Source organism: Clostridium grantii DSM 8605, assembly GCF_900129965.1.
Lineage (GTDB): Bacteria > Bacillota > Clostridia > Clostridiales > Clostridiaceae > Clostridium_AF > Clostridium_AF grantii.
This window is the reverse complement of the sequence record NZ_FQXM01000023.1, coordinates 40,450-62,722: the sequence shown is the minus strand read 5'-3', so window position 1 is coordinate 62,722 and position 22,273 is coordinate 40,450. Positions and strand designations below refer to the sequence as shown.

At 29.7% G+C, this 22,273-nt stretch carries 24 protein-coding genes; 5 read left to right on the top strand and 19 right to left on the bottom strand.

Annotation, left to right across the window (positions count from 1 at the left end; translation table 11 throughout):
• Positions 1-12: 12 nt before the first annotated feature.
• From BUB83_RS16505 to BUB83_RS16475, 8 genes are all read right to left on the bottom strand, one after another.
• Positions 13-804, bottom strand: a complete 792-nt coding sequence (locus BUB83_RS16505; RefSeq protein WP_073339752.1) for a GNAT family N-acetyltransferase — start codon at positions 802-804, stop codon at positions 13-15.
• A 52-nt stretch (positions 805-856) separates the two neighbouring features.
• Positions 857-1,834 (bottom strand): DUF4003 family protein, encoded by a 978-nt coding sequence (locus tag BUB83_RS16500; RefSeq protein ID WP_073339750.1) that lies wholly within the window; start codon positions 1,832-1,834, stop codon positions 857-859.
• Between the two features lie 4 nt (positions 1,835-1,838).
• Positions 1,839-2,120, bottom strand: a complete 282-nt coding sequence (locus tag BUB83_RS21370) for a metallophosphoesterase (RefSeq protein ID WP_084133634.1) — start codon at positions 2,118-2,120, stop codon at positions 1,839-1,841.
• Complete coding sequence (locus BUB83_RS21365) at positions 2,117-2,650, bottom strand: metallophosphoesterase (RefSeq protein ID WP_084133633.1); 534 nt, start codon at positions 2,648-2,650, stop codon at positions 2,117-2,119. Before BUB83_RS21365 ends, BUB83_RS21370 begins: the two co-directional genes overlap by 4 nt.
• A 33-nt stretch (positions 2,651-2,683) precedes the next feature.
• Positions 2,684-3,463: a DUF1189 domain-containing protein gene (locus tag BUB83_RS16490; RefSeq protein WP_073339748.1), complete on the bottom strand. Its 780-nt coding sequence runs from the start codon at positions 3,461-3,463 to the stop codon at positions 2,684-2,686.
• Positions 3,464-3,555: 92 nt separating this feature from the next.
• Positions 3,556-4,488 (bottom strand): CPBP family intramembrane glutamic endopeptidase, encoded by a 933-nt coding sequence (locus BUB83_RS16485; RefSeq protein ID WP_084133632.1) that lies wholly within the window; start codon positions 4,486-4,488, stop codon positions 3,556-3,558.
• A 239-nt stretch (positions 4,489-4,727) separates the two neighbouring features.
• Positions 4,728-5,759, bottom strand: a complete 1,032-nt coding sequence (gene selD, locus BUB83_RS16480; protein ID WP_084133638.1) for a selenide, water dikinase SelD — start codon at positions 5,757-5,759, stop codon at positions 4,728-4,730.
• Positions 5,760-5,951: 192 nt separating this feature from the next.
• Complete coding sequence (locus tag BUB83_RS16475; RefSeq protein ID WP_073339743.1) at positions 5,952-6,671, bottom strand: ComEA family DNA-binding protein; 720 nt, start codon at positions 6,669-6,671, stop codon at positions 5,952-5,954.
• A 144-nt stretch (positions 6,672-6,815) separates the two neighbouring features.
• Here BUB83_RS16475 and BUB83_RS16470 point away from each other — a divergent pair, with 144 nt between their 5' ends.
• Complete coding sequence (locus tag BUB83_RS16470) at positions 6,816-8,129, top strand: D-alanyl-D-alanine carboxypeptidase family protein (protein ID WP_073339742.1); 1,314 nt, start codon at positions 6,816-6,818, stop codon at positions 8,127-8,129.
• 24 nt (positions 8,130-8,153) lie between these two features.
• Here BUB83_RS16470 and BUB83_RS16465 read toward each other — a convergent pair whose 3' ends face one another.
• The 5 genes from BUB83_RS16465 to BUB83_RS16445 all read right to left on the bottom strand — a co-directional run bounded on the left by BUB83_RS16465 (position 8,154) and on the right by BUB83_RS16445 (position 11,389).
• The gene (locus BUB83_RS16465; RefSeq protein ID WP_073339741.1) at positions 8,154-9,062 is read right to left on the bottom strand and encodes an RluA family pseudouridine synthase; all 909 of its coding nucleotides are present in this window, start codon (positions 9,060-9,062) and stop codon (positions 8,154-8,156) included.
• Positions 9,055-9,438, bottom strand: coding sequence for a RidA family protein (locus BUB83_RS16460; RefSeq protein ID WP_073339739.1), 384 nt, complete (start codon positions 9,436-9,438; stop codon positions 9,055-9,057). The genes BUB83_RS16465 and BUB83_RS16460 overlap by 8 nt, the downstream gene beginning before the upstream one ends.
• Before the next feature lie 95 nt (positions 9,439-9,533).
• Positions 9,534-10,115 carry a bis(5'-nucleosyl)-tetraphosphatase (symmetrical) YqeK gene (gene yqeK / locus BUB83_RS16455; protein ID WP_073339738.1) on the bottom strand — a complete coding sequence of 194 codons (582 nt, stop codon included), beginning with the start codon at positions 10,113-10,115 and terminating at the stop codon, positions 9,534-9,536.
• Positions 10,116-10,132: 17 nt separating this feature from the next.
• Positions 10,133-10,735, bottom strand: coding sequence for a nicotinate-nucleotide adenylyltransferase (gene nadD, locus BUB83_RS16450; RefSeq protein WP_073339736.1), 603 nt, complete (start codon positions 10,733-10,735; stop codon positions 10,133-10,135).
• 117 nt (positions 10,736-10,852) lie between these two features.
• On the bottom strand, positions 10,853-11,389 hold the full coding sequence (locus tag BUB83_RS16445; protein ID WP_073339735.1) for a GNAT family N-acetyltransferase: 537 nt from the start codon (positions 11,387-11,389) through the stop codon (positions 10,853-10,855).
• A gap of 277 nt (positions 11,390-11,666) precedes the next feature.
• On the opposite strand from BUB83_RS16445, the gene BUB83_RS16440 reads away from it, so the two are divergent.
• Positions 11,667-11,903, top strand: coding sequence for a 4Fe-4S dicluster domain-containing protein (locus BUB83_RS16440; protein WP_073339733.1), 237 nt, complete (start codon positions 11,667-11,669; stop codon positions 11,901-11,903).
• Positions 11,904-11,989: 86 nt separating this feature from the next.
• Here BUB83_RS16440 and BUB83_RS16435 read toward each other — a convergent pair whose 3' ends face one another.
• From BUB83_RS16435 to uxaC, 6 genes are all read right to left on the bottom strand, one after another.
• Positions 11,990-12,475 (bottom strand): peptide deformylase, encoded by a 486-nt coding sequence (locus BUB83_RS16435; RefSeq protein WP_073339732.1) that lies wholly within the window; start codon positions 12,473-12,475, stop codon positions 11,990-11,992.
• 38 nt (positions 12,476-12,513) lie between these two features.
• Positions 12,514-13,398 carry an SPL family radical SAM protein gene (locus tag BUB83_RS16430; RefSeq protein WP_073339730.1) on the bottom strand — a complete coding sequence of 295 codons (885 nt, stop codon included), beginning with the start codon at positions 13,396-13,398 and terminating at the stop codon, positions 12,514-12,516.
• Between the two features lie 54 nt (positions 13,399-13,452).
• Positions 13,453-14,361, bottom strand: coding sequence for a DUF4351 domain-containing protein (locus BUB83_RS16425; protein ID WP_073339729.1), 909 nt, complete (start codon positions 14,359-14,361; stop codon positions 13,453-13,455).
• 210 nt (positions 14,362-14,571) lie between these two features.
• Positions 14,572-16,170: a mannitol dehydrogenase family protein gene (locus tag BUB83_RS16420; RefSeq protein WP_073339727.1), complete on the bottom strand. Its 1,599-nt coding sequence runs from the start codon at positions 16,168-16,170 to the stop codon at positions 14,572-14,574.
• Positions 16,170-17,246, bottom strand: coding sequence for a mannonate dehydratase (uxuA, locus tag BUB83_RS16415; protein WP_073339725.1), 1,077 nt, complete (start codon positions 17,244-17,246; stop codon positions 16,170-16,172). The genes BUB83_RS16420 and uxuA overlap by 1 nt, the downstream gene beginning before the upstream one ends.
• 78 nt (positions 17,247-17,324) lie before the next feature.
• On the bottom strand, positions 17,325-18,737 hold the full coding sequence (gene uxaC / locus BUB83_RS16410; protein WP_073339724.1) for a glucuronate isomerase: 1,413 nt from the start codon (positions 18,735-18,737) through the stop codon (positions 17,325-17,327).
• Positions 18,738-18,857: 120 nt separating this feature from the next.
• Here uxaC and BUB83_RS16405 point away from each other — a divergent pair, with 120 nt between their 5' ends.
• From BUB83_RS16405 to feoB, 3 genes are all read left to right on the top strand, one after another.
• Positions 18,858-19,697, top strand: coding sequence for an AraC family transcriptional regulator (locus BUB83_RS16405; protein WP_073339723.1), 840 nt, complete (start codon positions 18,858-18,860; stop codon positions 19,695-19,697).
• A gap of 101 nt (positions 19,698-19,798) precedes the next feature.
• Entirely contained in the window at positions 19,799-20,038 is a 240-nt protein-coding gene (locus BUB83_RS16400; protein ID WP_073339721.1) for a FeoA family protein, read from the top strand.
• Between the two features lie 62 nt (positions 20,039-20,100).
• Positions 20,101-22,251 (top strand): ferrous iron transport protein B, encoded by a 2,151-nt coding sequence (feoB, locus tag BUB83_RS16395; protein ID WP_073339719.1) that lies wholly within the window; start codon positions 20,101-20,103, stop codon positions 22,249-22,251.
• The last annotated feature ends 22 nt before the right edge of the window (positions 22,252-22,273 follow it).

The following is a 22,273-nucleotide window of genomic DNA, read 5'->3' as shown; positions in this document are numbered from 1 at the left end:
CTTTTTATTTTATTACAGTTTAATTAGCATCGTCCATTTCTCTATAGTTTCAAATCCTAATTTATGATAAACTTTTCCTGCTTCTGGATTATCATAGAATAAACATAAAGTTTTTCCCTCATTTAATAAATCTAAGCAAAGTTTTGATAAACATTGACTCATAAAACCTTTGTGTCGGTATTCTTTAATTGTTGCAACTCCAACTACCATTGCGGAATATCTATTTTCTGCATCGGTTTGAGCCACACTAATTGCTTCTTCATGTTCATTCTTCATAAAGTATATACGTCCAGATTTTGCTTTAAGCTTATTCTCAATTCTTTCAATAGAATTTGTATCCGTTGCATTGAATTCATCTATTGTTTCCAATAAATTATAAATTTTTTCTGCATCTTCAATCTGAGCTATTTCTATGCTCTCACATTCATTTAGCAGTTTATCTTTATTTCTAAGCTCACAAAAATATGTTGATTTCTTTGTAGCCTCAGGTAAAATATCCTTAAAATTTTCTACAACACTTTCTTTACCTGACAAAATCACTTTACCTTTATTACTAAGAATTATATCCTTAAATCCTTTGCAATCAAAGCTTTTATCTTTATAGTAAGGTATAAAACTTTCATGATATCGTAGTAAAACTCCTTGAATTTTTTCTTCATTATTGAAACTTCCCCATAACTCTTGGAAGTCCTGATCAAATCCAAAATTCTCAATATCCCCTATTATGAATAAATTTATAGCAGCTTCCTGGCTTAAAAATTCTAAAACTATTTGTCTATCATTTTCAGTTAATTTTCTAATCATCTTGTCCCCATCCTCTATAAGTTATAACTAATTCAATTCATTCAAATAAGTGTTAATTTGCAGCAGATGCTGCAGCTGTTGATGCTGTAATTGCTGCTATTGTAGCAGAGGTTTGCGCTGCTATTATTGCTTCTATAGATATGCTTAAGGTTGTTTGTATCAATTCATTGTTGTTTTTATTATCATTAATATATTCTTGGCTAACTAATGCGGAAGCTATTAATACATTCATTCCTTTTCCTAGCCACTTATATTTTTTTAGTTTATTTAAATACAACGCTACCTCAACTAAATCCTCTGCTATAGTTCCCTCTTTATCTAACAATGATACTAGTCCAAGTGATGCATAAAAATCTGAATATATTTTTAACTTATTTTCCTTTAATCTATCATAGCCTTTCTTACATCTCTCAGTTATTACTTTAACATCCTCATTACTGAATGATAAAATATGGGATAATAACTGCAAACCATTACCCTTGCCAAACCCCAAATTATTCAAACTTTGATAATATTCTTCTATTGTACTAACTGATTTATTATATTTAGAAAGTAAAATACTTAAAGCATAATCATCCCCACTAGTTAGCCATGGATGATTTTTCTTCATTTCACAGTATAATTCATATGCCTGCTTTACTTTACTATCAACAAAATCACCTTCACTTGTAATTAGCAAGGCATAATTTGCAATAGGCAAATACATACTGTTTTTAAAGCCAGCTTTTTTTAATTTATCCTCATTATCCATCATTCTAGAGAATTCATCTTCAGGGTTCTCATATTCACTACATAAAAGCATTGCAATAATGAAGGATGAAGTTCCTCTATAGTATGAGAAAATCCCCGTCTTGGACTTTATAAATTTAATCATATTTTGTATTTTTTCTTTATCAAATTTTCTATCTTTTTGAATATATGTCAAGGCAGCGAAGTGTTTTAACAAACTGTGTTCCCATTTGAATTGCTTTTCAATATCCAAATATAATTCCAACATGTTATCTACTTTAATTTTTAGTGATTCTCTCATTTATTCACCCCTTTTTTAAAGTTACAACTATTAATTCTGGCTTATTGTTAATTCTTAAATTTAAATGTGAATTCCCTAGGCCTCTACTTACTATCATCTTATTTCCATTATTCTCATATACCCCATTATCATATTTAGGAAAAAACCTTCTATCAGGCGAGAGAAGACCACCCAAATATGGTAGTCTTATTATACCTCCGTGCACATGTCCGGAAAAAATCAAATCTGCTCCCCAATTACTATACTTTTCAAAGTATTTTGGATTGTGTACTAAAAGTATATTCACATCTTTTTTTCACATAGGCCTAACTTTTTATTAATATAATAATCAGGAAATATTTCATTACTATTTTTTTTATAAGTTGTTTTCCAATAAAAGCTTGGATTTAATGTCAGTCCCCATAAGTTTATTTTATCATTTCCTTTTTTTATTGATATTTTAAAATTGTCCAGAATTATGGTTTTTAATCTTATTAATTCACTGATATATTTTGAATACACCTCACCATTAAGTTCTTTTACTTGATGCTCATGATTTCCTAAAACAAAATAAACAGGGTACTTATGGTTTAATTTCTTAATAATATTTATAAAAACGCTACCATCATCCTTTTGTGAATTTATCATATCTCCAGTGATAACAATTATGTCCGGATTGCTTTCATTAATTAGATTTATTAAAATTTCATTGCTTGCGTTAAAAATCCGGCTATGCAAATCACTTAGTTGAAGGATTTTGAATCCATGAAAGCTATAGGGCAACTTAGATAATTCTATGGAATAAGCTGTATTTTGTATTTTATTTGAATCTTTCATAGCAAATTCTCACCTTTACTTAAAATCATTAAATTACTCTTCTATTAACAAAGAATCAACATCCTTTTGCTTAACAATCATTACTAAATAGATAATCATAATTACAAAAGGAATAACCCAATAATGTGGAATTTGAATATTTGTAAAAGAAATTGCTAGTTTTATAATCTTTGGAACTGTTGATGCATAAATTGAAGCACTTGCTAGTTCTACAAAGCTAAGATTTGATTTCATTATGGCCTTTATTATTAATCCAATTACCCCGTATATTAAAGATAAGGCTAAAAACGATACTAATGAAAAAATAAAATAACCAATATAAATAGCTATATAAGCAATTACTTTATATCCCTTAATTTTTGGATATATTTTATCCACATCATCTTTAGTAAAATCACCTGCTCCAAATTGTGAAAATTCATAAGTCTCTGTTTTTATAGCTGTCTTTTGTATTGCTTTATCCCTAAACAAAAAGAATCCTTCTTCATAATTATCTACAATTGTTTGATCTGCTTCCTTCCTTGTATCTATATAAAGCATACCACTATCATCACCTGTAGAATAAGGTTGTTCAGTATCCACATCTAGTTCTCCATCATGGAATTCAAAATATGGTACCTCAGAATTATAAAAATTAGTCATTTCTTTTACTCCATCATTTAATACAAATCCAACTTTTATGGTTACAATAAAGGATAATATCAAAGAAAAGAAAACAGCATAAAGAATTGCAGCACCATAACTTCTTTTAATCATCTTCCTGTACTCAGGAAAATTGTAAAAACTATTCTTTAAATCATTAAAAAATTTCATAATAAACCCCCATATACTAATTTTATTAATTGCTAATTATATCATATAATAATTCCATATCATAAAGGTTAAAATATGGTAACAAAATAAATTTATATATTAGTAGTCCCTACTACAACTTTCTGTTCTTTTTCCTCATAAAATTTAACCATATAAATAATTCCTAAAATAATTACTGCTGTGGCAATTAATCCACCTTCTGGTCCAAATGCTCCCCCATTCATAATATTTGGTGAAAGAACTTTTGTACTATATATACCATGAATATCTAATCCACTAACATTCATTCCATATATAGTGCCTTGAAAATAATTCCAAGTTATATGATACCCTATTGGCATCCAAAGATTCCCACTTTTTAAAAACATTATTGCAAACAAAATTCCCACCAAAAATATATTTGCTAATCCCAAATAACTTTTATTAGGATTTAATAAATGCATACCTGAAAAAATCAAAGCTGGAACTAATATTATAACCCATTTATTTTTTGTTTGTTTAAGCACTGTCATACAATAGCCTCTAGCGAAAAACTCTTCGTTTATGCCTACTAAAATAAATAAAAACAAATCAATAATAATCCATTTAGTGAAATTAGGTTCTGAAAATTTATTTACCACTTGAATTTGTCCAGATAAAAGCAAAACAACAAAAACTAAAGTAATTGATATTATTCCAAAAAATAAGCCCCCTGATAATTTTTTAATACTTTTAAATGGATTAGTTAATCCCAAATCTTTAATAGGTCTTTTATCAAATACCTTCCAAAATAAAATTACCCCCAGTATAGTTATTACAGTTTGTAAAATATTCATACTGGTGTTTATAAAGTCATTTGAAACTATCATTTCTTCTATTTCCATTGGGTTTATATTGCCTCCATAGGAAGCCATGATTTTAATTGTGTATACAATACCAAAAATCATACTTACAATTAAACTTGAAATAAAAATTGTTGCGAAGGTGATTAGTATTTTCCATCCTGATCTTACTTGATTGTCTTTGTTTTTAAAGATATTTGCCAAAATTATCTCATCCTCTCTATTTTTAATTATATTGTATTAGTTCTTCTACAATATACCATATACTTCCATGCAAGGCAATACCATCATCCAAGACTCAAAACCTTTAAATAAAGAAAAGCATTAAGTAGCTAAACACCACTTAATGCTTTTTATAATTTTTTGAATACAACTACACAAAAACACATCAGTTTATAAATTATTAGTTTTCCACTACTTATGAATAAAGAAAAACTTTTTTCTTATCTTACTATTAAAGGTTTATCTTCTTTCTTTTTAAATTCGCCGATTATTTGAGATTTTAAAGAAAGTTCATTTAATTCTTGTAACATTTTTTCTGCTTCATGTTTTCTTAGTGCTATTAATAACCCCCCTGATGTTTGAGGATCAAATATAATATGTTCCAACCACTCCTCAACATTTTCCAGTTCATACTTACCACTTAGGTATTCCTTATTTTTGAAGGTTCCACCAGGAACAAGTTTCATCTTTGCATATTCTTTTGCTTCTTTAATATAAGGTATTTTATCTTTATTTAATTCTAAAGTAAGGTTTGAAGCTGAGGCCATTTCGTAAGCATGCCCCATAAGTCCAAAACCTGTTACATCAGTACAAGCATTAACCTTGTATTTAATCATAATTTCCCCTGCATATTTATTCAATGTTGTCATAACTTCAACAGTATTATTATATGCTTCCTTAGATGCTTTTTCTTTTTTTATTGCTGTATTTACTATGCCTGTTCCCAATGGCTTTGTAAGAATAATTAAATCTCCTTCTTTAGCTCCATAATTCTTCATTACCTTATCTGGATGAACTATTCCTGTTACTGACAACCCATACTTAGGCTCATTGTCTTCAACCGAATGTCCCCCAACAACAACAGCTCCAGCTTCTAGGACTTTGTCTGCTCCACCTCTTAGTATTTCTCCTAATATATCTATAGATAAACAATTAGGAAATCCTACTATATTTAATGCAACTGTAGGTTTTCCTCCCATAGCATATACATCGCTTAGTGCATTAGCTGCTGCCACTTGACCAAATATATATGGATCATCCACTACCGGAGTAAAAAAGTCTAAAGTTTGAATTATTGCTATTTCATCACTTAACTTATATACCGCTGCATCATCGCTGGTTTCAATGCCAACCATTAAATTTTTATCTTCCATTTTAGGAAGTTTACTCAAAATTTCTGAAAGAGCCCCCGGCCCTATTTTAGCCGCTCAGCCAGCTTTTTTAGTCATTTCAGTTAATCTTTTATATTTCATAGGCTTTAAATTCACTTGATTTCCTCCTTTACAAAAAACATTAATGCTTTGAAATAATACAAATTTTTCTTACATTATGTATATCATTTTATTACAAGTTTTCATAAAAGTCCATTAACTAAATTTAATTCTTCTAATGCCTAACCAACTAAACCCTAATCACTTCATCTTTCACCTTTATCTTTCATCAAATTATTTAACACAAATATCATCCTTAAACTCCAAAAAAGTTTTATCTCCTATTCCACTAACATTTTTTATATCTTCAATACTTTTAAATAATCCATTTTGTTGTCTATATTCGATTATTTTATCAGCTGTTACTTCTCCGATTCCTTTTAAAGTTATTAATGATGTTTTGTCTGCAGTATTTATATTTATCAGATTTGATTCAGATGTTTTGGTACTTCCCCCTGTAATCTGTACATTATTTTCATTTACGGAAGTACTATTGGTGAATATACTAACCAAATCATCACCCATAGATTTTGCTTCTTCTGAAGAATATACAATTATAGTTTCTTCATCATATAATTTTTCTGCCAAATGAAGATTTTTTGTATATGCTGAAGGCTGAAAACCTCCTGCCATTTGAACTAAATCATAAAGTCTACTTCCTTCTTTTATTGTGTATACATTTGGATTATTAACACACCCTTTAATTTCTACAACAATTTGATTAAAATTTTCTTCATTATTAATTTTGTTTGAATTATCCACAATTATTTCTTCATTAATAGTATCGTTTATTTGTATATTTTCTGTTTGTTCTTCTTGAAATATGTCTTCGTTATTAATATTCTCTTTTTTATAACTTGGAGCTTCACTATTTGTTATAAAATAGCCTACAACTAAAAATATAGTAAATATAATTCCTATAACTATGGAACCAATTGTTTTGTTTTTATCCATTTAACGACAACTCCTACAGATATTTTACCATTCCTTAGTAATTATTAACATTTTTTTCATATAATAAACTGAATTTTTCAAAATGGTTTTGATAAAACAAGTTTTTTTTGATATACTTATACCATAATGGCTAGGAGGTATTATATGCGAAAATCTATAAAATTTATTTTGACTTTAATTCTTGTTATTAATATGTTAGCAACAACTATACTTGCAGCAGGCACTGAGCCTCCCCCAGCATCCGCTGATGGTGTTGTTTTAATGGATGCAAACTCTGGAACTATTATTTATTCTAAAAATATGGATACCCAATATCCGCCCGCTTCAACAACAAAAATCATGACGGCTTTGTTGGCTTTAGAAAAAAGCAACTTAGATGATGAAGTAGTAGTGAGCAAAACAGCTCCTTTTGCAGACGGAAGTAAAATATACATAGAAGAAGACGAAAAATTTACAATGAAAGATTTACTTTATGCTCTTATGCTGCAATCTGCAAACGATGCAGCGGAAGCAATTGCTGAGCATATTTCAGGCTCTACTGAAGAATTTGCAACACTTATGAATGAAAGAGCAAAAGAACTAGGATGCACAAATACAAACTTTGTTAATCCCCATGGGCTTTATGATGAAAATCATAGAACATCAGCTCATGATTTAGCTCTTATATTAAAAGAGCTTTCTTCACACCCTGAATACATAGAAATAGCAAAAACACCAATGTATTATATTGAACCTACAAATAAGCAAACAGAACAACGTCCTATTTGGAATAAGAATAGACTGATTCAATCTAGTGATAAATATTACTACGCAGATGCTTTAGCTGGTAAAACTGGTTACACCGTAGAATCAATGCATTCATTTGTTGCTGTTGCCGAAAGAGATGGGGTTCGATTAATAGCCGTTTTATTACACGACTCAGCTCATACATATTGGGATGATGTAAGATCTCTTTTTGATTGGGGTTTTGATAATTTTTCTCTTGCCACATTTATAAAACAAGATGATTCATTAGGTACTTACAGTGTATCAAACGAAATCTCAATTCCAATTGCTGCTGCTACAGATTTTAATTATTTAAAAGATAATAGTTCAACTGATGTACCAACCTTGAAAATACTGGATAAAGACATATCTCAACAATCTTTTAAAAAAGGTGATTTAATTCTCAAAGGACAGATTCTCTTAGGAGAAGAAAGTCTAGGAGAGCTTGATATTTGTGCAGAAGAAGATTATACTTTCAATTCCTCTATTTTTCAAAAAAATGATTCAGAAGAAAGTAAAAAAGAAAATTCCACAAATATTTTTATGTCAGTTTTAAAATATGTTGGTATTGTTTTATTAATCTTAGTTGTGTTGCTTAGAACTAGAAAAGTTATTATTGATAAAAAAAGAAAAAAAAGAAAACTAGAGACTATGAAAAAAAATATGTACTTTCAAAGATACTATAAAAAATAAAAAAATAAGAAAAAGCACCTTTACTTATAACGGTGCTTTTTCTAATTCTAATTTTTCAATTAAATTTTTCATATCATTTGGAATCTGGCATTTAATTTCCACAATCCTATTTTCTAAAGGATGAGGAAAATTAACATAATAAGCATGTAAAGCTTGTCTATCTATAAATTCTGGTTCTTCTTCACCATACAAACTATCTCCATACAATGGATGACCCACACTACTCATATGAAGCCTTATTTGATGTGTTCTCCCCGTAATAAGGTTAAGTTTAACTAAAGAAGCTTTTTCATTTTTAGAAACCAAGTTATATTCGGTAACACTTTTCTTGCCATTCTCATCTATTATTCTCTTGATACCATCTTCATTTTTGCCAATTGGTTTATCAATTATTTCTTTCGATTTAATTAATGCTCCATGCACAATTGCAATATATTCTTTTTTAAATGATTTATTCTCCATTGCTTTTGCTAGTTTCATATGAGCAAAAGAATTCTTGGCAATTACTATAACCCCAGAAGTATCTCTATCAAGTCTACTTACCAACCTAGGCATAGTTTTTATACCTTTTTCATTAAAATAATAAGCTATCCCATTAAGTAAGGTTTCTCTTGGACACTTTAGTGTTGGATGCACCACCATAAATGGTTTTTTCTCAACAGCAATATATAAATCGTCTTCATAAAGAATATTTAAATCAATTTTGTCTGGTTCTATAATACTTTTATCTTCTTCTGGCAAATCTATTGAAACTGTGTCTCCTTCAAATAACTTAGTATATAAAGTTGCTTTGCCATTATTTATCTTAACTCTTCCTTCTCTAGTAGATTTTGTACAAAATCTACTAGAGAAATCTAATACTTCTCGCATAAACACTTGTAACTTATAGCCATCATACTTTGAATCAACTTTTACATTAATAAAACTATTCAACTATTGCAACCAATTCTATTTCAACTAATGCATCCTTAGGTAATTTAGCAACTTGAACACATGATCTAGCTGGTTGATTTTCAGTAAAGAATTTTGCATAAACTTCATTAAAAGGAACAAAATCATTTAAATCCTTTAAAAATACTGTTGTTTTAATAACATTATCAAAAGAAGTTCCTGCTTCATCTAAAACAGCTTTTAAGTTCAAAAAAACTCTTTCTGCAGCCATTTCTATAGTATCATTTAAATAATCGCCTGTAGCTGGATCTATAGGAATTTGACCTGATGTAAATAGTAAATTACCTACTTTTACTGCTTGTGAGTATGGTCCTAATGCCGCTGGTGCTTTTTCTGTAGTAATAATTTCTTTATTCATAATAACCTCCTAAAGTATGTTTATAATATATTTATTGTTGATTGTAAATGATTAACTACTATATAACCTATTATACTCCAAGAAAATAAAGTTTGCTAGATTATATTTCTTCCTAGTTTCACTATTAAATCATTCCTTGCATTAATAGTATCCTTATGAATTAATTGGCCTCTATCAATAATAAATTTAATGCTATTATCAAAACTAAATAATAATCCTTCATCTAAATTATTATAAGTTTTTTCCCTAAGCAGCTCTATAGTTGGAAATTTTCTTCCTGGTTCAATATAATCCGCAAGGTAGATTATTTTTTCTAACTTGCTCATATTTTTTCTACCTGTTGTATGATAAATAATTGCATTTAAAATATCTTCATCCTCAATGCCCATTTTCTTTTTAGCTATATTTGCCGCGGCCACACCATGTAATAAGGATGGATTTGCTTTAGAAACAGAATCAATTTTATAACCCCATTCTTTGCTATGTTTAATTAAAATTTCATAATCTAAATATTTAGCACAATCATGTACCAAAGCAGCAATAGAAGCTTTTTTCTCGTCTACCCCATATTTTTTTGCAAGGCTAATAGCAGTATCTTTAACCCTTAAACTGTGGTCGTATCTTTGTTTTTTTAATTCACTTTTAATATATTCTGTGATTTTATCTTCACTCCACATAATCTTCACCTACTAATCTATTTATATAATTCTAATTTTTTAATTTCCTTTTGTAAATTCCAAGGCAATAAATAAGATACTTCTTTACCCTCACTTATTTTTTCTCTTATACTGGTAGAGGATATATCAATTATTGGAAGATCCAAAAAAATAATTTCTTTATCATATTTTCTTTCAACTAAGTTTTTTTGTGTTAATAATTCTTCTTTTTTATATCCTGATCTTGTAAAAACTACAAACTTGGAATTCTCAAAAATACCTTCAACATTTTTCCAAGAGTCTAGCTCTATTAAGCAATCCGCACCTGTTATAAAATACCATTCCGTTAAAGGTTCTTCTGCTTTAAAATGTTTAAGAGTTTTGTATGTATAACTATATCCTTCATTCTTAATTTCATAATCGCTAACGGAAAACTTTTTTTCTTTTTCAATAGCTTTTTCTACAAGTGATAATCTTATAGAAGCCTCAGTTACCTCTTTTTCACGTTTATGCGGAGGATTACCTGAAGGTATAAATAAAATACTATCTAAATCCAACCTATACATAGCTTCATAAGCAATATGAATATGTCCATTATGAATAGGGTCAAACGTTCCTCCTAATATACCTTTTTTCTTCATTGTAGATATCATTCCTTTTTTTCAGGTTTAAGTAATCTTTGTCTTTATAAGTTTCATAGTGGAATCCCTATATTATACCACAAAATGAATTTTGTTTTAATTCTAATAATATATTGCCTATATTTCTAATCCCATATGATATGAACTAAAATACTCTCCATTGATACAGAATTCTCTAGTAACTACTCCCTCTTCCTTAAATCCTAATCTTTTATATAATTTAATAGCTTTATTATTATCTTCTTTTACTCTCAAGTTAATTTTAGTTACAACAGCTCCCGACTTAGCCCATTCTATCAAATATTTAATAAGTTCAAGTGCTATTCCATTACCCCAGTACTTCTTAAGAACGCTTACGCCAAATTCGCCTGTATGCGCAATTCTCGGCCTATTACCTGCTGTAAAATGCAAATTACCTATTATTTTGCCATCAATTACCGCTATAATAAAAAGCTTATTCTCAGTTTTATTTACATTCTGAATAAAATTTTGTTCTTCTTCAATTGTAGTATGAAACTCTCCATGTCCAAAAGTTAAATTATCTGACTCTTCTGCTATGGTATTTATGTATTCTATCATTTCACTTGAGTCCTCAGGTATTCCAGCTCTTATAGAATATTCTTTCCCATCTTTTAAAATATAATTTTTATTCATTTTTATCACCTATTTCATAAATTTATATGGTTTTACATTATCATACCAACCCATTTTTCTCCAATATTCTTTATCAATATGTCCATCTTCAAAACCTTTTGTCATGCCTTTCATCATAGAAAATAATAATTTTGTTTGTATATAATCTCATAGCTTTTTACTATATGCTTTGCGAAAAACATATGGAATGAATACTGTTTTTAGTTTATAATATATAAAGCAATTAAAATTTAATTATTTGCTATACTTTAAACACAAAAATCTGGAGGAAAAATATATGTCTCAAACTTGGTATCCAATAGTTGATTATTCTTTATGCGAAAAGTGCGGAGCTTGCATTGAGATTTGTGAGCATGATGTATATGATAAAGCAAAAACCACTCCTTTTGCAGTTAATGCTGAAAACTGTGTGGATGGATGTAGGGCTTGTTCCATGGTTTGTCCTGTACAAGCTATAGAATATCCTGAAGGATCTAGCGATCATAAATGTAGTGGTTGTGGTTGCTGCTCATAAAACAAACTATAGCTAGCTTTCAGTTGACAATTAACAGTGTACAGTTGACAGTAATGGAAACCTTTCGTTCTGTCAATTGTAAATCGTCAACTGTTTTTTACACTAAAAGACTTATTATCAATAGCTCTCATAACTGCTAATATGCCATCTAAGTGATCATATTCATGTTGTATTAATTCTGATAAATCATCCTCTAATTCTAAAACACAATCTTTCCACTCCATATCTTTATAATGTATATTGCATTTCTTATATCTATTTACTTTAACCAAAAGTCCTGGAAAACTCATGCAATCATCAATAACTACCATAGTTTCATCCCCTATGAATTGAAGGGTTGGATTTATAAATATATAGGGCTTATCCACATTCATATAAATAAGCCTTTTAAATACACCTATTTGTGGTGCTGCTATAGCTCTACCACAATTGTATTTTTCACGAAAATTCATCATAGTATCATGCAAATCCTCTACTATATACTTTATATCCTTTAGCTCTTCCTCTTTTATAACTTCAGATTTATTATACAGTTTTTCATTTCCTAATAATAAAATTTCTTTAGCTGCCATAAATACCCTCCCTTAATACTTGATTCTATTAAACAATTCTAAAAAAATGAAAGTTGATTTTTCTCATAAGGTTGCTTATATGCTTTAATTATATCTTGCATTTTATAAATCATTCCAACTTTTTCGCATTCGCTTTTGAATACTTTCCATAAAAATGCTGCTTTTGGTGAACCACAACTATATTCATTTCCAAATTGCTTTATATATTTTTCTTTCAGCCCCGGAAACTGTTCATCCAGCTTTTTATAATACCAATCTCGTTGGTTTTGTCTTAAAGTTACTCCAAAGGCCCCATAAATGAATTTTGCTCCACTTTCATGGGCTAACTTTACTATACCTTTTATATTTTCTTCATCGTCCTCTAAAAATGGCAATACAGGCATAAGTAATACTCCTGCAAATATTCCTTCTTTTGAAAGTTCCTTGATTCCTTGAAACCTTTTTGATGATAAAGAAACATTAGGCTCTACCTTTTTACACAACTCATCATCGCAAGTAGTTATAGTTATTTTAACTAATACAGGAGAATGGCTTTTTATTTTCTTAAGTATATCTATATCCCTTAGAATCAAATCACTTTTCGTTACAATAGAAACCCCAAAACCATGTTTATTTATTAACTTTAGTGCTCCTCTTGTTAAAAGATATTCTTTTTCAAAGGGATTGTATGGGTCGCTCATGGAGCCTGTACCAATTATTCCTGTTTTACGTTTTGATTTAAGTTCTCTTTCAATTATTGTCAAGGCATTTTCCTTGCCTCTTACTTCATCAAAATTCTCTACTCTATAACACTCACTTCGGCTGTCACAGTAAATACATCCATGACAGCAACCTTTATAAATATTCATATTATAATTATTTCCAAACCATGAACTATTAGCATTGAAATTGGAGATAATTGTTTTTGATTTAATAAACTCCATAAAACAAACCCCTTATAAATAATTTGTTTATTTATTCTTTATGATTTTTTTTCACTAAAAATATTTCTCTATTTCCTTTATATCATTAATTTCAAATATATCTATGGTTATTATATCTATACTATCTTCTGACAAATTTCTGATTTCACTTTCATAATCCTTTGATACCTTACCAAATTTTTTGGTTAATAATTTTATTAAAGTATCTACCTTACCTTTTTTCAATCCTTCTTTTACGCCTTCTTCTTTTCCTTCTCTTATACCTTCTCTTATACCTTCTCTTATGCCTTCTTCTCTAATCATTTTCCCTATTTCTGTCACCGAAAAAACCTCCTTAAATCTTTTTTTGCTTAAATCATCTCCAAATTTTTCTAATAAAGCATATAACAAAGTTAAACTTTGTGTTTTATCTTCACTATCTTTTATTTTATCAGCCAGTTCTATGCTTCTTAATGTTCTTTGGCTTCGACCTTCTTCACTATTCATCAGTGGAAGAAATGTTAGTGTTAGAATATCTTCTCTTGTTAAATTTTCATTTTTCTCGATTTTTTCTTTTAGATATTCTAGTTTTTCATCTCCATCTATCTTTTTCATATAATAAGGTTCTATATTATATTTTATAGTCCCTGCATCAATGAAGGAAACAACATTTTCTATATCCGAGGAATATATAACTATAGTCCTAACTTTTCTCTTTTCTTTATAAAATAAGGAAGCGTCATAATATAAAAATCTTTTTATATCATCTTTTTTATCAGTTGTTTGAAATTCAAAATGAAGATAATTGCCATCATCTGTATGAAATAAATAATCTGTATAATTGGTTTTGATTTCAATATTTTTAATCTCTGTTTCAGCTGGCGCTATTATTTTTGCATCTATTCTAAAAAAATCCACTGCACTTTGCTGAAATATGTCCATAGCTTTTTTCAAAACTGTATCCTCTATTTTATTATAATCCATAATGTACACCTCTTTCCACAAGAAAATTTTTATATTGCTAGTATTTCCATGGTGTAGAATAATATACAATTTTTCGAAACATTTGTTCTTAAATATCTAAAGTAAAAAAGGGATACAGATAGGTTTATTTTTAACAAACTTATCTATATCCCTCTCAGCAATAATATTTGAATTCATTATAGAGAAAAGGGCGGGCATGGAAACCCGCCCCTACAAGTACATATTGATTGTGGTTCTAACAGCTCCTGGTTCTTTTATCATTTTTAAAAACATATTTTCAATCTTATTTCCTAATCCTATCTCATATAAATTAACTCCAAAAATATCTTTATTAGATAGAATCTCACTTAAGTCTGCTGATGTATCCCGCATTTTGATTTTATCCATGGTGTTTTTAAGAGTATCAATCATAGGATCTGAACTCAAAATCATTTCATTTCCTTTATCATCTACACCCATCAAATATCTGCACCAACTAGCTATTGCTAGTGGAATACCCACAAGATTTTTAGCATCAAGAGATTCGTCTTTAACATAAGATTTTATAGTTTCTCCAAATCTTATGCCTACCTTTTGAGATGTATCTGTAGCTATTCTTTGAGGTGTATCTGGAATATATGGATTTGCAAATCTTTCATTTACTACCTCATCAATGAATTTTTTAGGACTTAAAATTTTAGGGTCTAATACTACAGGTAATCCTTCATCATAACCTATCTTTTCAACAAGTTTTTTAAGAGTATCATCCTTCATCTCATCTGCAATTAGAGTATGTCCTAATAAACATCCTGTTACTGCTAATGCCGTGTGAAGCGGATTTAAACAAGTTGTTACCTTCATAGTCTCCACATTATTTACTGTTTCTCTATCTGTAAATAAAATCCCTGATTCTTCAAGGGCTGGTCTTCCATTTGGAAATTTATCTTCTATAACTAAATACTCACATACTTCCGCATTTACAAAAGGAGCCATATAAGTATTTTTAGAAGTTATAACTACCTCTATATCTTCAACCCCATCTTTTTCTAAAGCTTCTTTAACCACCTCTGCAGGCCTTGGAGTTATTTTATCTATCATTGATAAAGGGAATGTTATTTTTTTTTCATCAGTGATATAATCTACAAATCCTTTTTCTACAAAACCTCTATTTTGCCATTCCTTAGCTATAGTAATTACTGCTTCTTTTACTTTATCTCCATTATGAGAGCAATTATCCATGCTTACAAGAGCCATTGGGTATTTTCCTTTTAAGTATCTTTTGTAAACAAGAGCAGTAACAACACTCATGGCATGAGTTGGACTAGCTGGTCCTTTTTCAAGATCACTTTTAACAAAGGAAAAGAATTGTCCTGAAAAATCTTTAAGCGCATAACCTTTTTCAGTAATAGTAAAACTAGCCATTTGCAAACTAGGATTTTCAAAAGCTTTTACAAGCCTATCATAATCTCCATTGTCCATTTTGGTAGTTATACCTTCTACGATACTAGCAACCACAGTTTTATCAAAGCTTCCATCACTATTCATTAGAACAACTAAAGCTAAGTTATCACAAGGTTCATATACCTTTTCAATCACTTCATAATCAAAAGTTTCTACAGCTATTATCCCAGTATCAGCCAATTTTTTATCAAGGAGATTTTGATGTGCTTTAGCCACAAATCCTCTAAATATATTTCCAGCTCCAAAATGAACCCATGTAGGATTTTCTTTTGTACTAGCTTTTATTTTATCATAATCAAATTTTGGCAAAATTATATTTGCTTTTTCCCAACACTGAGTATTTTTTAATTCATTTAAGTTTAGTTTCATTATTTGTTTTTCTCCTTTTCAAGAGTGTCCCATATCCCAAGAAGGTACATAACTCCTAGAGCTCTATCATATAAGCCATATCCTGGTCTACAATTCTTTTCTTCACCCCAAAGATGTCTTCCATGATCAGGTCTAGCATAGCCTTCAAAGCCAATTTCATGATAAGCTTTAACAACTTCTACAATATCTACACTTCCATCACAGGCTCTGTGAGAAGTTTCTATAAAATCTCCATTTTCAAAAACTTTAACATTTCTGATATGAGCAAAGTGAATTCTATCTCCAAATTCTCTTATTATAGCTGGAATATTATTAGAAAGATTAGGACCTAAAGATCCTGTACATAATGTAAGTCCATTATATGGGCTATCTACAAGCTTTAAAAATTTCTCAATATGGTCTCTACTTCTAATGATTCTAGGAAGACCAAATATAGGCCATGGTGGATCATCCGGGTGTATTGCCATTTTAATATCCTCTTCCTGACAAACTGGTATTATTCTTTCAAGAAAATACTTTAAATTATCAAAAAGCATATCTTCACTTATACCACTGTAATCATCAAAAAGTTTTTCAAGGTGGGCAAGTCTTTCTGGTTCCCAACCAGGCATAGTTTTTTCTCCAGCACCTTCTAATATTCTGTCTACAATAGATTGCGGAGAAGCTCCTTCTACTAATTTCTTTTCATAAAACAAAGCATTAGATCCATCCTTTGTTTCTTTATAAAGATCAGTTCTAGTCCAATCAAACACAGGCATAAAGTTATAGCATATTACTTCAACTCCTACTTTTGAAAGTTTTCTTATTGTATCTATATAAATGTCAATATACTTATCTCTTGAAGGTAAGCCCATCTTTATGTCATCGTGAACATTTACACTCTCAACCACAGCTGGGCTAAGTCCTTTTGCTGCTAATTGATCTGCCACCTCTTGTATTCTTTCCATTTCCCATACTTCACCGGCAACTTTATCATGAAGAGACCATACTGCTCCCATAACGCCCGGTATTTGTCTTATATGGTCTAGGGTTATATCATCATTACCTTCCCCATACCATCTCCAGGTCATTTTCATTTTTCTACTCCTTTCACTACTATGATATTTTAAAAATAATGCCTCATTAAAACAATCATTAGTTCAATAGTTCAATCATTAATTCCTAACATCTATGCCAAAATACTCTTTTGCATTATTGAAGCAAATGCCTTTTATTATTTTCTCTAGCATAATATTATCATCAGGATATTCGCCCTTCTCCACCCATTCTCCAATCATATTACATAAAATTCTTCTGAAATATTCATGTCTTGTGTAAGAAAGAAAACTTCTTGAATCAGTTAGCATACCTAAAAATCTTCCTAAAACTCCAAGATTTGAAAGAGCCTTCATTTGGCTTTCCATTCCATCTTTATTATCATTAAACCACCATGCAGTTCCAAATTGAATTTTACCTGGTATTCCATCTCCTTGGAAATTTCCAGCCATTGTACCTAAAACATAATTATCTTTTGGATTCAAAGTGTATAGTATAGTTTTGGGTAAACTATTGCATGAATCCAAGGAATTAAGAAGTTTAGACAAATTTTCTGCAATAGCCAAATCATTTATAGAGTCAAAGCCCACATCAACACCTAATGCATTATACATTTTGCTATTATTGTTTCTCATAGCTCCTAAATGAAGCTGCATAGTCCATTCTTTATTTGAGTACATTCTACCAAGTTCATTCATTGTATAAGTCTTAAATTTTTCTTCCTCTATTTTTTCAACATATTCATTGTTTAAAGCCTTGCTAAATATTTCTTGTATTTCACTGAAAGTTCCTCTCTCATAGAAAACCGCACTTAATGAATGATCAGAAATTCTGCATCCAACTTCATGAAAATACTCAACTCTTGATTTTAATCCATCAATAAATTCATCATAAGTATTTATTTCATTACCCGAAACCTGTGATAATTTCATCACCCATTCCTTAAATAAAGGACTATTTATTTCCAAAGCTTTATCTGGTCTAAAAGTTGGTAAAACTTTAGTTTCAAAATCATCAAGATTAGCTATCTTTTTATGATATGCAAGATCATCTGTAGGATCATCTGTGGTACAAATACCTTTAACTTTTGATTTTTCAATAATCCCTCTTGCACTAAAATGCACTTTTGCTATAACTTCATTAGCTTTATCCCATATAATCTTAGCGTTTTCTTCACACAATACCTCATAAATATCAAAATATCTTTGAAGTTCTAAGTGTGTCCAACTATATAAAGGATTTCCTATAAGGTATGGCATAGTCTTAGCCCATGCCTCAAATTTTTCGTAATCACTTCTATCTCCTGTTATATAATCCTCAGTTACCCCATTACTTCTCATGGCTCTCCATTTATAATGATCCCCATAAAGCCAAGCCTCTGTAATATTGGTAAATCTTTTATCTTCCCATATGTCCTTAGGATCTAAATGGCAATGATAATCGAATATAGACATATCTGCTGCATAATTTTCAAATAACTCAATTGCTTTATTATTATAAAGCAAGAAATTTTTATCCATAAACTTATTCATATCATAATCACCTCTTATGTAAATGGTACCATATAAAACTTTGCTTTATTTGTTTAAAACATTGCAAATATTGCTGTATAATATATGTATATAGAATATCTACAAAGAAAGGTGGATTTTATGGAAACTAATTCTTCACTCCAGCATATTAATAACAATTTATGGTTCCATCATAGTATTGACAATGCCCCTTATGAATATTCCACCCATGTTCACGATGGTTATGAAATATACTTCCTCATTTCAGGAGAGGTTACCTCCTACATTGAGGGAACTTGTTACTCTCTTGTAAAAAATGATATTTTAATTATTAACAACAAAGAACTTCATAGGTTATTTATAAATTCAGACACTATATATGAACGCAAAGTACTTCATTTCAAACCTGAGATTTTAAATATACTTGATTTTAACAAATATAATTTGCTATCTTGCTTTGAAAACAAAAAATTAGGTCACAACAATTTACTTAAGGCAACAAATGAGGATTTAAATGAGCTTGATTATATATTAACTAAAGTTGAAATATGCAGCAAAGTAAATAATATTGAAAACCAGTTACTTTTAAAAACATATCTCATTCAATTGCTTATACTTATAAATAAGCTTTATGCAAAACAAGAAATAGGTTCCAATTTTATATCTAGCGATGATTTAACTTCAAATCTGCTAAATTATATAAATCTAAATCTTGGTTCTAAAATCACCCTTGACTTGCTTGAGGAAAAATTTTTCCTTAATAAATATTATCTAAGTCATTATTTTAAAGATAATACTGGATTTACTTTGATGGAATACTTAACCTATAAAAGAATAATGAAAGCAAAAGAACTTATGTTAAAAAACAAGCCTATTAATCAACTTTATATGACAGTAGGATTTAAGGATTACTCAAATTTCTACAAATCTTTCAAAAAAATAACCGGCTTATCTCCTCGTGAGTACAAGAAAAAAAACTAGTTTAAAGTTAAGTAAAACTTCATTACTAATAACCATTTATCTGTCCCTATCATATTTTAGTATAGATAAAGTTTTTAATACTAAAGGGGCGCTATTTTTATATGAACAATTATTACATTACACTTAACACTTTACCCATTGGTAAAAAATGTAGAGTAAAGAAACTTATTTCTCATGGACTTTTAAGAAGAAGGCTTTTAGACTTGGGATTGATTGATGATACTATTGTAGAAGCTTTGCATAAAAGCCCCTCTGGAGATCCAGTTGCTTATCTTATAAGAGGAACTGTTATCGCTCTTCGTTCTGAAGTAGCTTCAACTATTTTAGTAGAGACCCTTTAATTTATTATTTATACTTCTATTTATAAATTATATAAATATCACTGTTTTTCAGGAGGTAATTTATGGGTCTACCCAATAAAATAAATGAAATAAACGTTCTTGAAAAAGAACTTAGAATTGATAAAACTTCTTCTGAAGATAAAATTATTGCTTTAGGCGGTAATCCAAACGTAGGCAAAAGCACTATTTTTAATAATCTAACAGGTTTAAAACAACACACCGGCAACTGGCCTGGCAAAACTGTTACAAATGCTCAGGGCAATTATGCTTATAAAAATACTAATTTTATTTTAGTTGATATTCCCGGCACCTACTCTTTGATGTCAAATTCCGTTGAAGAAGAAGTTGCTAGAGATTTTATTTGCTTTGGCAATCCAGATGCAACAGTAATTGTAGTAGATTCTACTTGTTTAGAAAGAAATTTAAATCTTGTTTTACAAACACTAGAGATTACTTCTAAAGTTGTTGTATGTGTTAATTTAATGGATGAAGCAAAACGAAAGGGAATATATATTGATTTAGATAATTTATCTAGTCAGCTTGGAGTTCCTGTGGTAGGAACCAGTGCTATTAGTGGCAAAGGATTAAATGAATTAATGGATAAAGTTCTTCTTATTTCATCAAATAAAATCAATCCAAATATTATCAAGATTTGTTATGATTCTTCTATAGAAAAAGCTATAGCTAAGCTTGAAATTGTACTTTCATCTAATCTGCAAAACAAACTTAATGCTAAATGGGTAGCTTTAAAACTTATAGATGGAGATGAAACCTTACTAACTTCTATTAATAAATATCTTAACTTTAATCTTACTAAATATGAGGATATGATGAATGAAGTTTATGAAGCAAGAAATTTTCTTAAATCTGAAGGTATTGATGCTGATGCATTAAGGGACTCCATTGTTTGCCACCTAGTTAAAACGGCTGAAAAAATTAACAGCACTGTGGTTTCTATTAAAGATACAAACTATAATAAAACAGATAGAAAAATAGATAAATATCTAACCTCAAAAAAATTTGGAATTCCAATTATGATTCTTCTTCTTGCTTTAATATTTTGGCTTACTATTACAGGTGCAAACATACCTTCTCAAATAATTTCCAGTGGATTATTTTGGGTAGAGAATAAACTTACAGATTTTTTCACTTGGTTAAATGCACCACCATGGTTACATGGATTATTAGTTGAAGGGATTTATCGAACTCTTGCTTGGGTAATTTCGGTTATGTTACCCCCCATGGCTATTTTCTTTCCCCTCTTCACATTACTAGAAGACCTTGGATATCTACCTAGAGTTGCTTTTAATCTTGATAACTATTTTAAAAAAGCTTGTGCTTGCGGAAAACAAGCTTTAACAATGTGTATGGGTTTTGGGTGTAATGCTGCTGGTATAATAGGGTGTAGAATAATTGATTCTCCTAGAGAAAGGCTAATTGCAATTATAACCAACAACTTTGTTCCTTGCAATGGAAGATTTCCTACACTTATAGCAATTATAATTATGTTTTTTTCAGGGGTAATAAAAGCTCCCTTTCAATCCGTAGTATCTACCTTAATTCTAACTGGAGTAATTCTTCTAGGAATTATGATTACATTAATAATATCCAAAATATTATCAAAAACGATTTTGAAAGGATTGCCCTCCGCTTTCACTTTAGAATTACCTCCCTATAGAAAACCACAGGTAGGTAAAGTTATTGTTAGGTCCATCTTTGATAGAACTTTATTTGTATTGGCCAGAGCAATAGTAGTTGCTGCCCCTGCAGGTCTTGTTATATGGATAATGGCCAATCTTTATATAGGAAACATAAGTATTTTAAGTCACTGTGCTCATTTTCTTGATCCCTTTGCTAAACTTATTGGCTTAGATGGTTATATTTTAATGGCTTTTATTTTAGGATTTCCTGCAAATGAAATAGTTATTCCCATTTTAATTATGAGCTATATGTCAACTGGTTCCTTGCTTGAACTTGACAGTTTTGATCAATTAAGAAGTCTTCTTGTAGCTAATGGTTGGACTCCTTTAACTGCTGTATGTGTAATGCTGTTTTCTTTAATGCATTGGCCTTGTGCTACCACATGTTTAACCATAAAAAAAGAAACTCAGAGTTTTAAATGGACCCTTGTTTCTATTCTGGTGCCTACTGTTACCGGTATTATTATTTGTTTTATAGTTGCAAATACATCAAGGTTAATAGGTTTGATGTAACCTATTAACCTTGATGTATTAA

Bases quoted from the DNA above. Each gene is read 5' to 3' on its own strand.
- BUB83_RS16505 (WP_073339752.1), bottom strand. From the start codon at position 804: ATGATTAGAAAATTAACTGAAAATGATAGACAAATAGTTTTAGAATTT.
- BUB83_RS16500 (WP_073339750.1), bottom strand. From the start codon at position 1,834: ATGAGAGAATCACTAAAAATTAAAGTAGATAACATGTTGGAATTATAT.
- BUB83_RS21365 (WP_084133633.1), bottom strand. From the start codon at position 2,650: ATGAAAGATTCAAATAAAATACAAAATACAGCTTATTCCATAGAATTA.
- BUB83_RS16490 (WP_073339748.1), bottom strand. From the start codon at position 3,463: ATGAAATTTTTTAATGATTTAAAGAATAGTTTTTACAATTTTCCTGAG.
- BUB83_RS16475 (WP_073339743.1), bottom strand. From the start codon at position 6,671: ATGGATAAAAACAAAACAATTGGTTCCATAGTTATAGGAATTATATTT.
- BUB83_RS16470 (WP_073339742.1), top strand. From the start codon at position 6,816: ATGCGAAAATCTATAAAATTTATTTTGACTTTAATTCTTGTTATTAAT.
- BUB83_RS16460 (WP_073339739.1), bottom strand. From the start codon at position 9,438: ATGAATAAAGAAATTATTACTACAGAAAAAGCACCAGCGGCATTAGGA.
- yqeK (WP_073339738.1), bottom strand. From the start codon at position 10,115: ATGTGGAGTGAAGATAAAATCACAGAATATATTAAAAGTGAATTAAAA.
- nadD (WP_073339736.1), bottom strand. From the start codon at position 10,735: ATGAAGAAAAAAGGTATATTAGGAGGAACGTTTGACCCTATTCATAAT.
- BUB83_RS16445 (WP_073339735.1), bottom strand. From the start codon at position 11,389: ATGAATAAAAATTATATTTTAAAAGATGGGAAAGAATATTCTATAAGA.
- BUB83_RS16440 (WP_073339733.1), top strand. From the start codon at position 11,667: ATGTCTCAAACTTGGTATCCAATAGTTGATTATTCTTTATGCGAAAAG.
- BUB83_RS16435 (WP_073339732.1), bottom strand. From the start codon at position 12,475: ATGGCAGCTAAAGAAATTTTATTATTAGGAAATGAAAAACTGTATAAT.
- BUB83_RS16430 (WP_073339730.1), bottom strand. From the start codon at position 13,398: ATGGAGTTTATTAAATCAAAAACAATTATCTCCAATTTCAATGCTAAT.
- BUB83_RS16425 (WP_073339729.1), bottom strand. From the start codon at position 14,361: ATGGATTATAATAAAATAGAGGATACAGTTTTGAAAAAAGCTATGGAC.
- BUB83_RS16420 (WP_073339727.1), bottom strand. From the start codon at position 16,170: ATGAAACTAAACTTAAATGAATTAAAAAATACTCAGTGTTGGGAAAAA.
- uxuA (WP_073339725.1), bottom strand. From the start codon at position 17,246: ATGAAAATGACCTGGAGATGGTATGGGGAAGGTAATGATGATATAACC.
- uxaC (WP_073339724.1), bottom strand. From the start codon at position 18,737: ATGAATAAGTTTATGGATAAAAATTTCTTGCTTTATAATAATAAAGCA.
- BUB83_RS16405 (WP_073339723.1), top strand. From the start codon at position 18,858: ATGGAAACTAATTCTTCACTCCAGCATATTAATAACAATTTATGGTTC.
- BUB83_RS16400 (WP_073339721.1), top strand. From the start codon at position 19,799: ATGAACAATTATTACATTACACTTAACACTTTACCCATTGGTAAAAAA.
- feoB (WP_073339719.1), top strand. From the start codon at position 20,101: ATGGGTCTACCCAATAAAATAAATGAAATAAACGTTCTTGAAAAAGAA.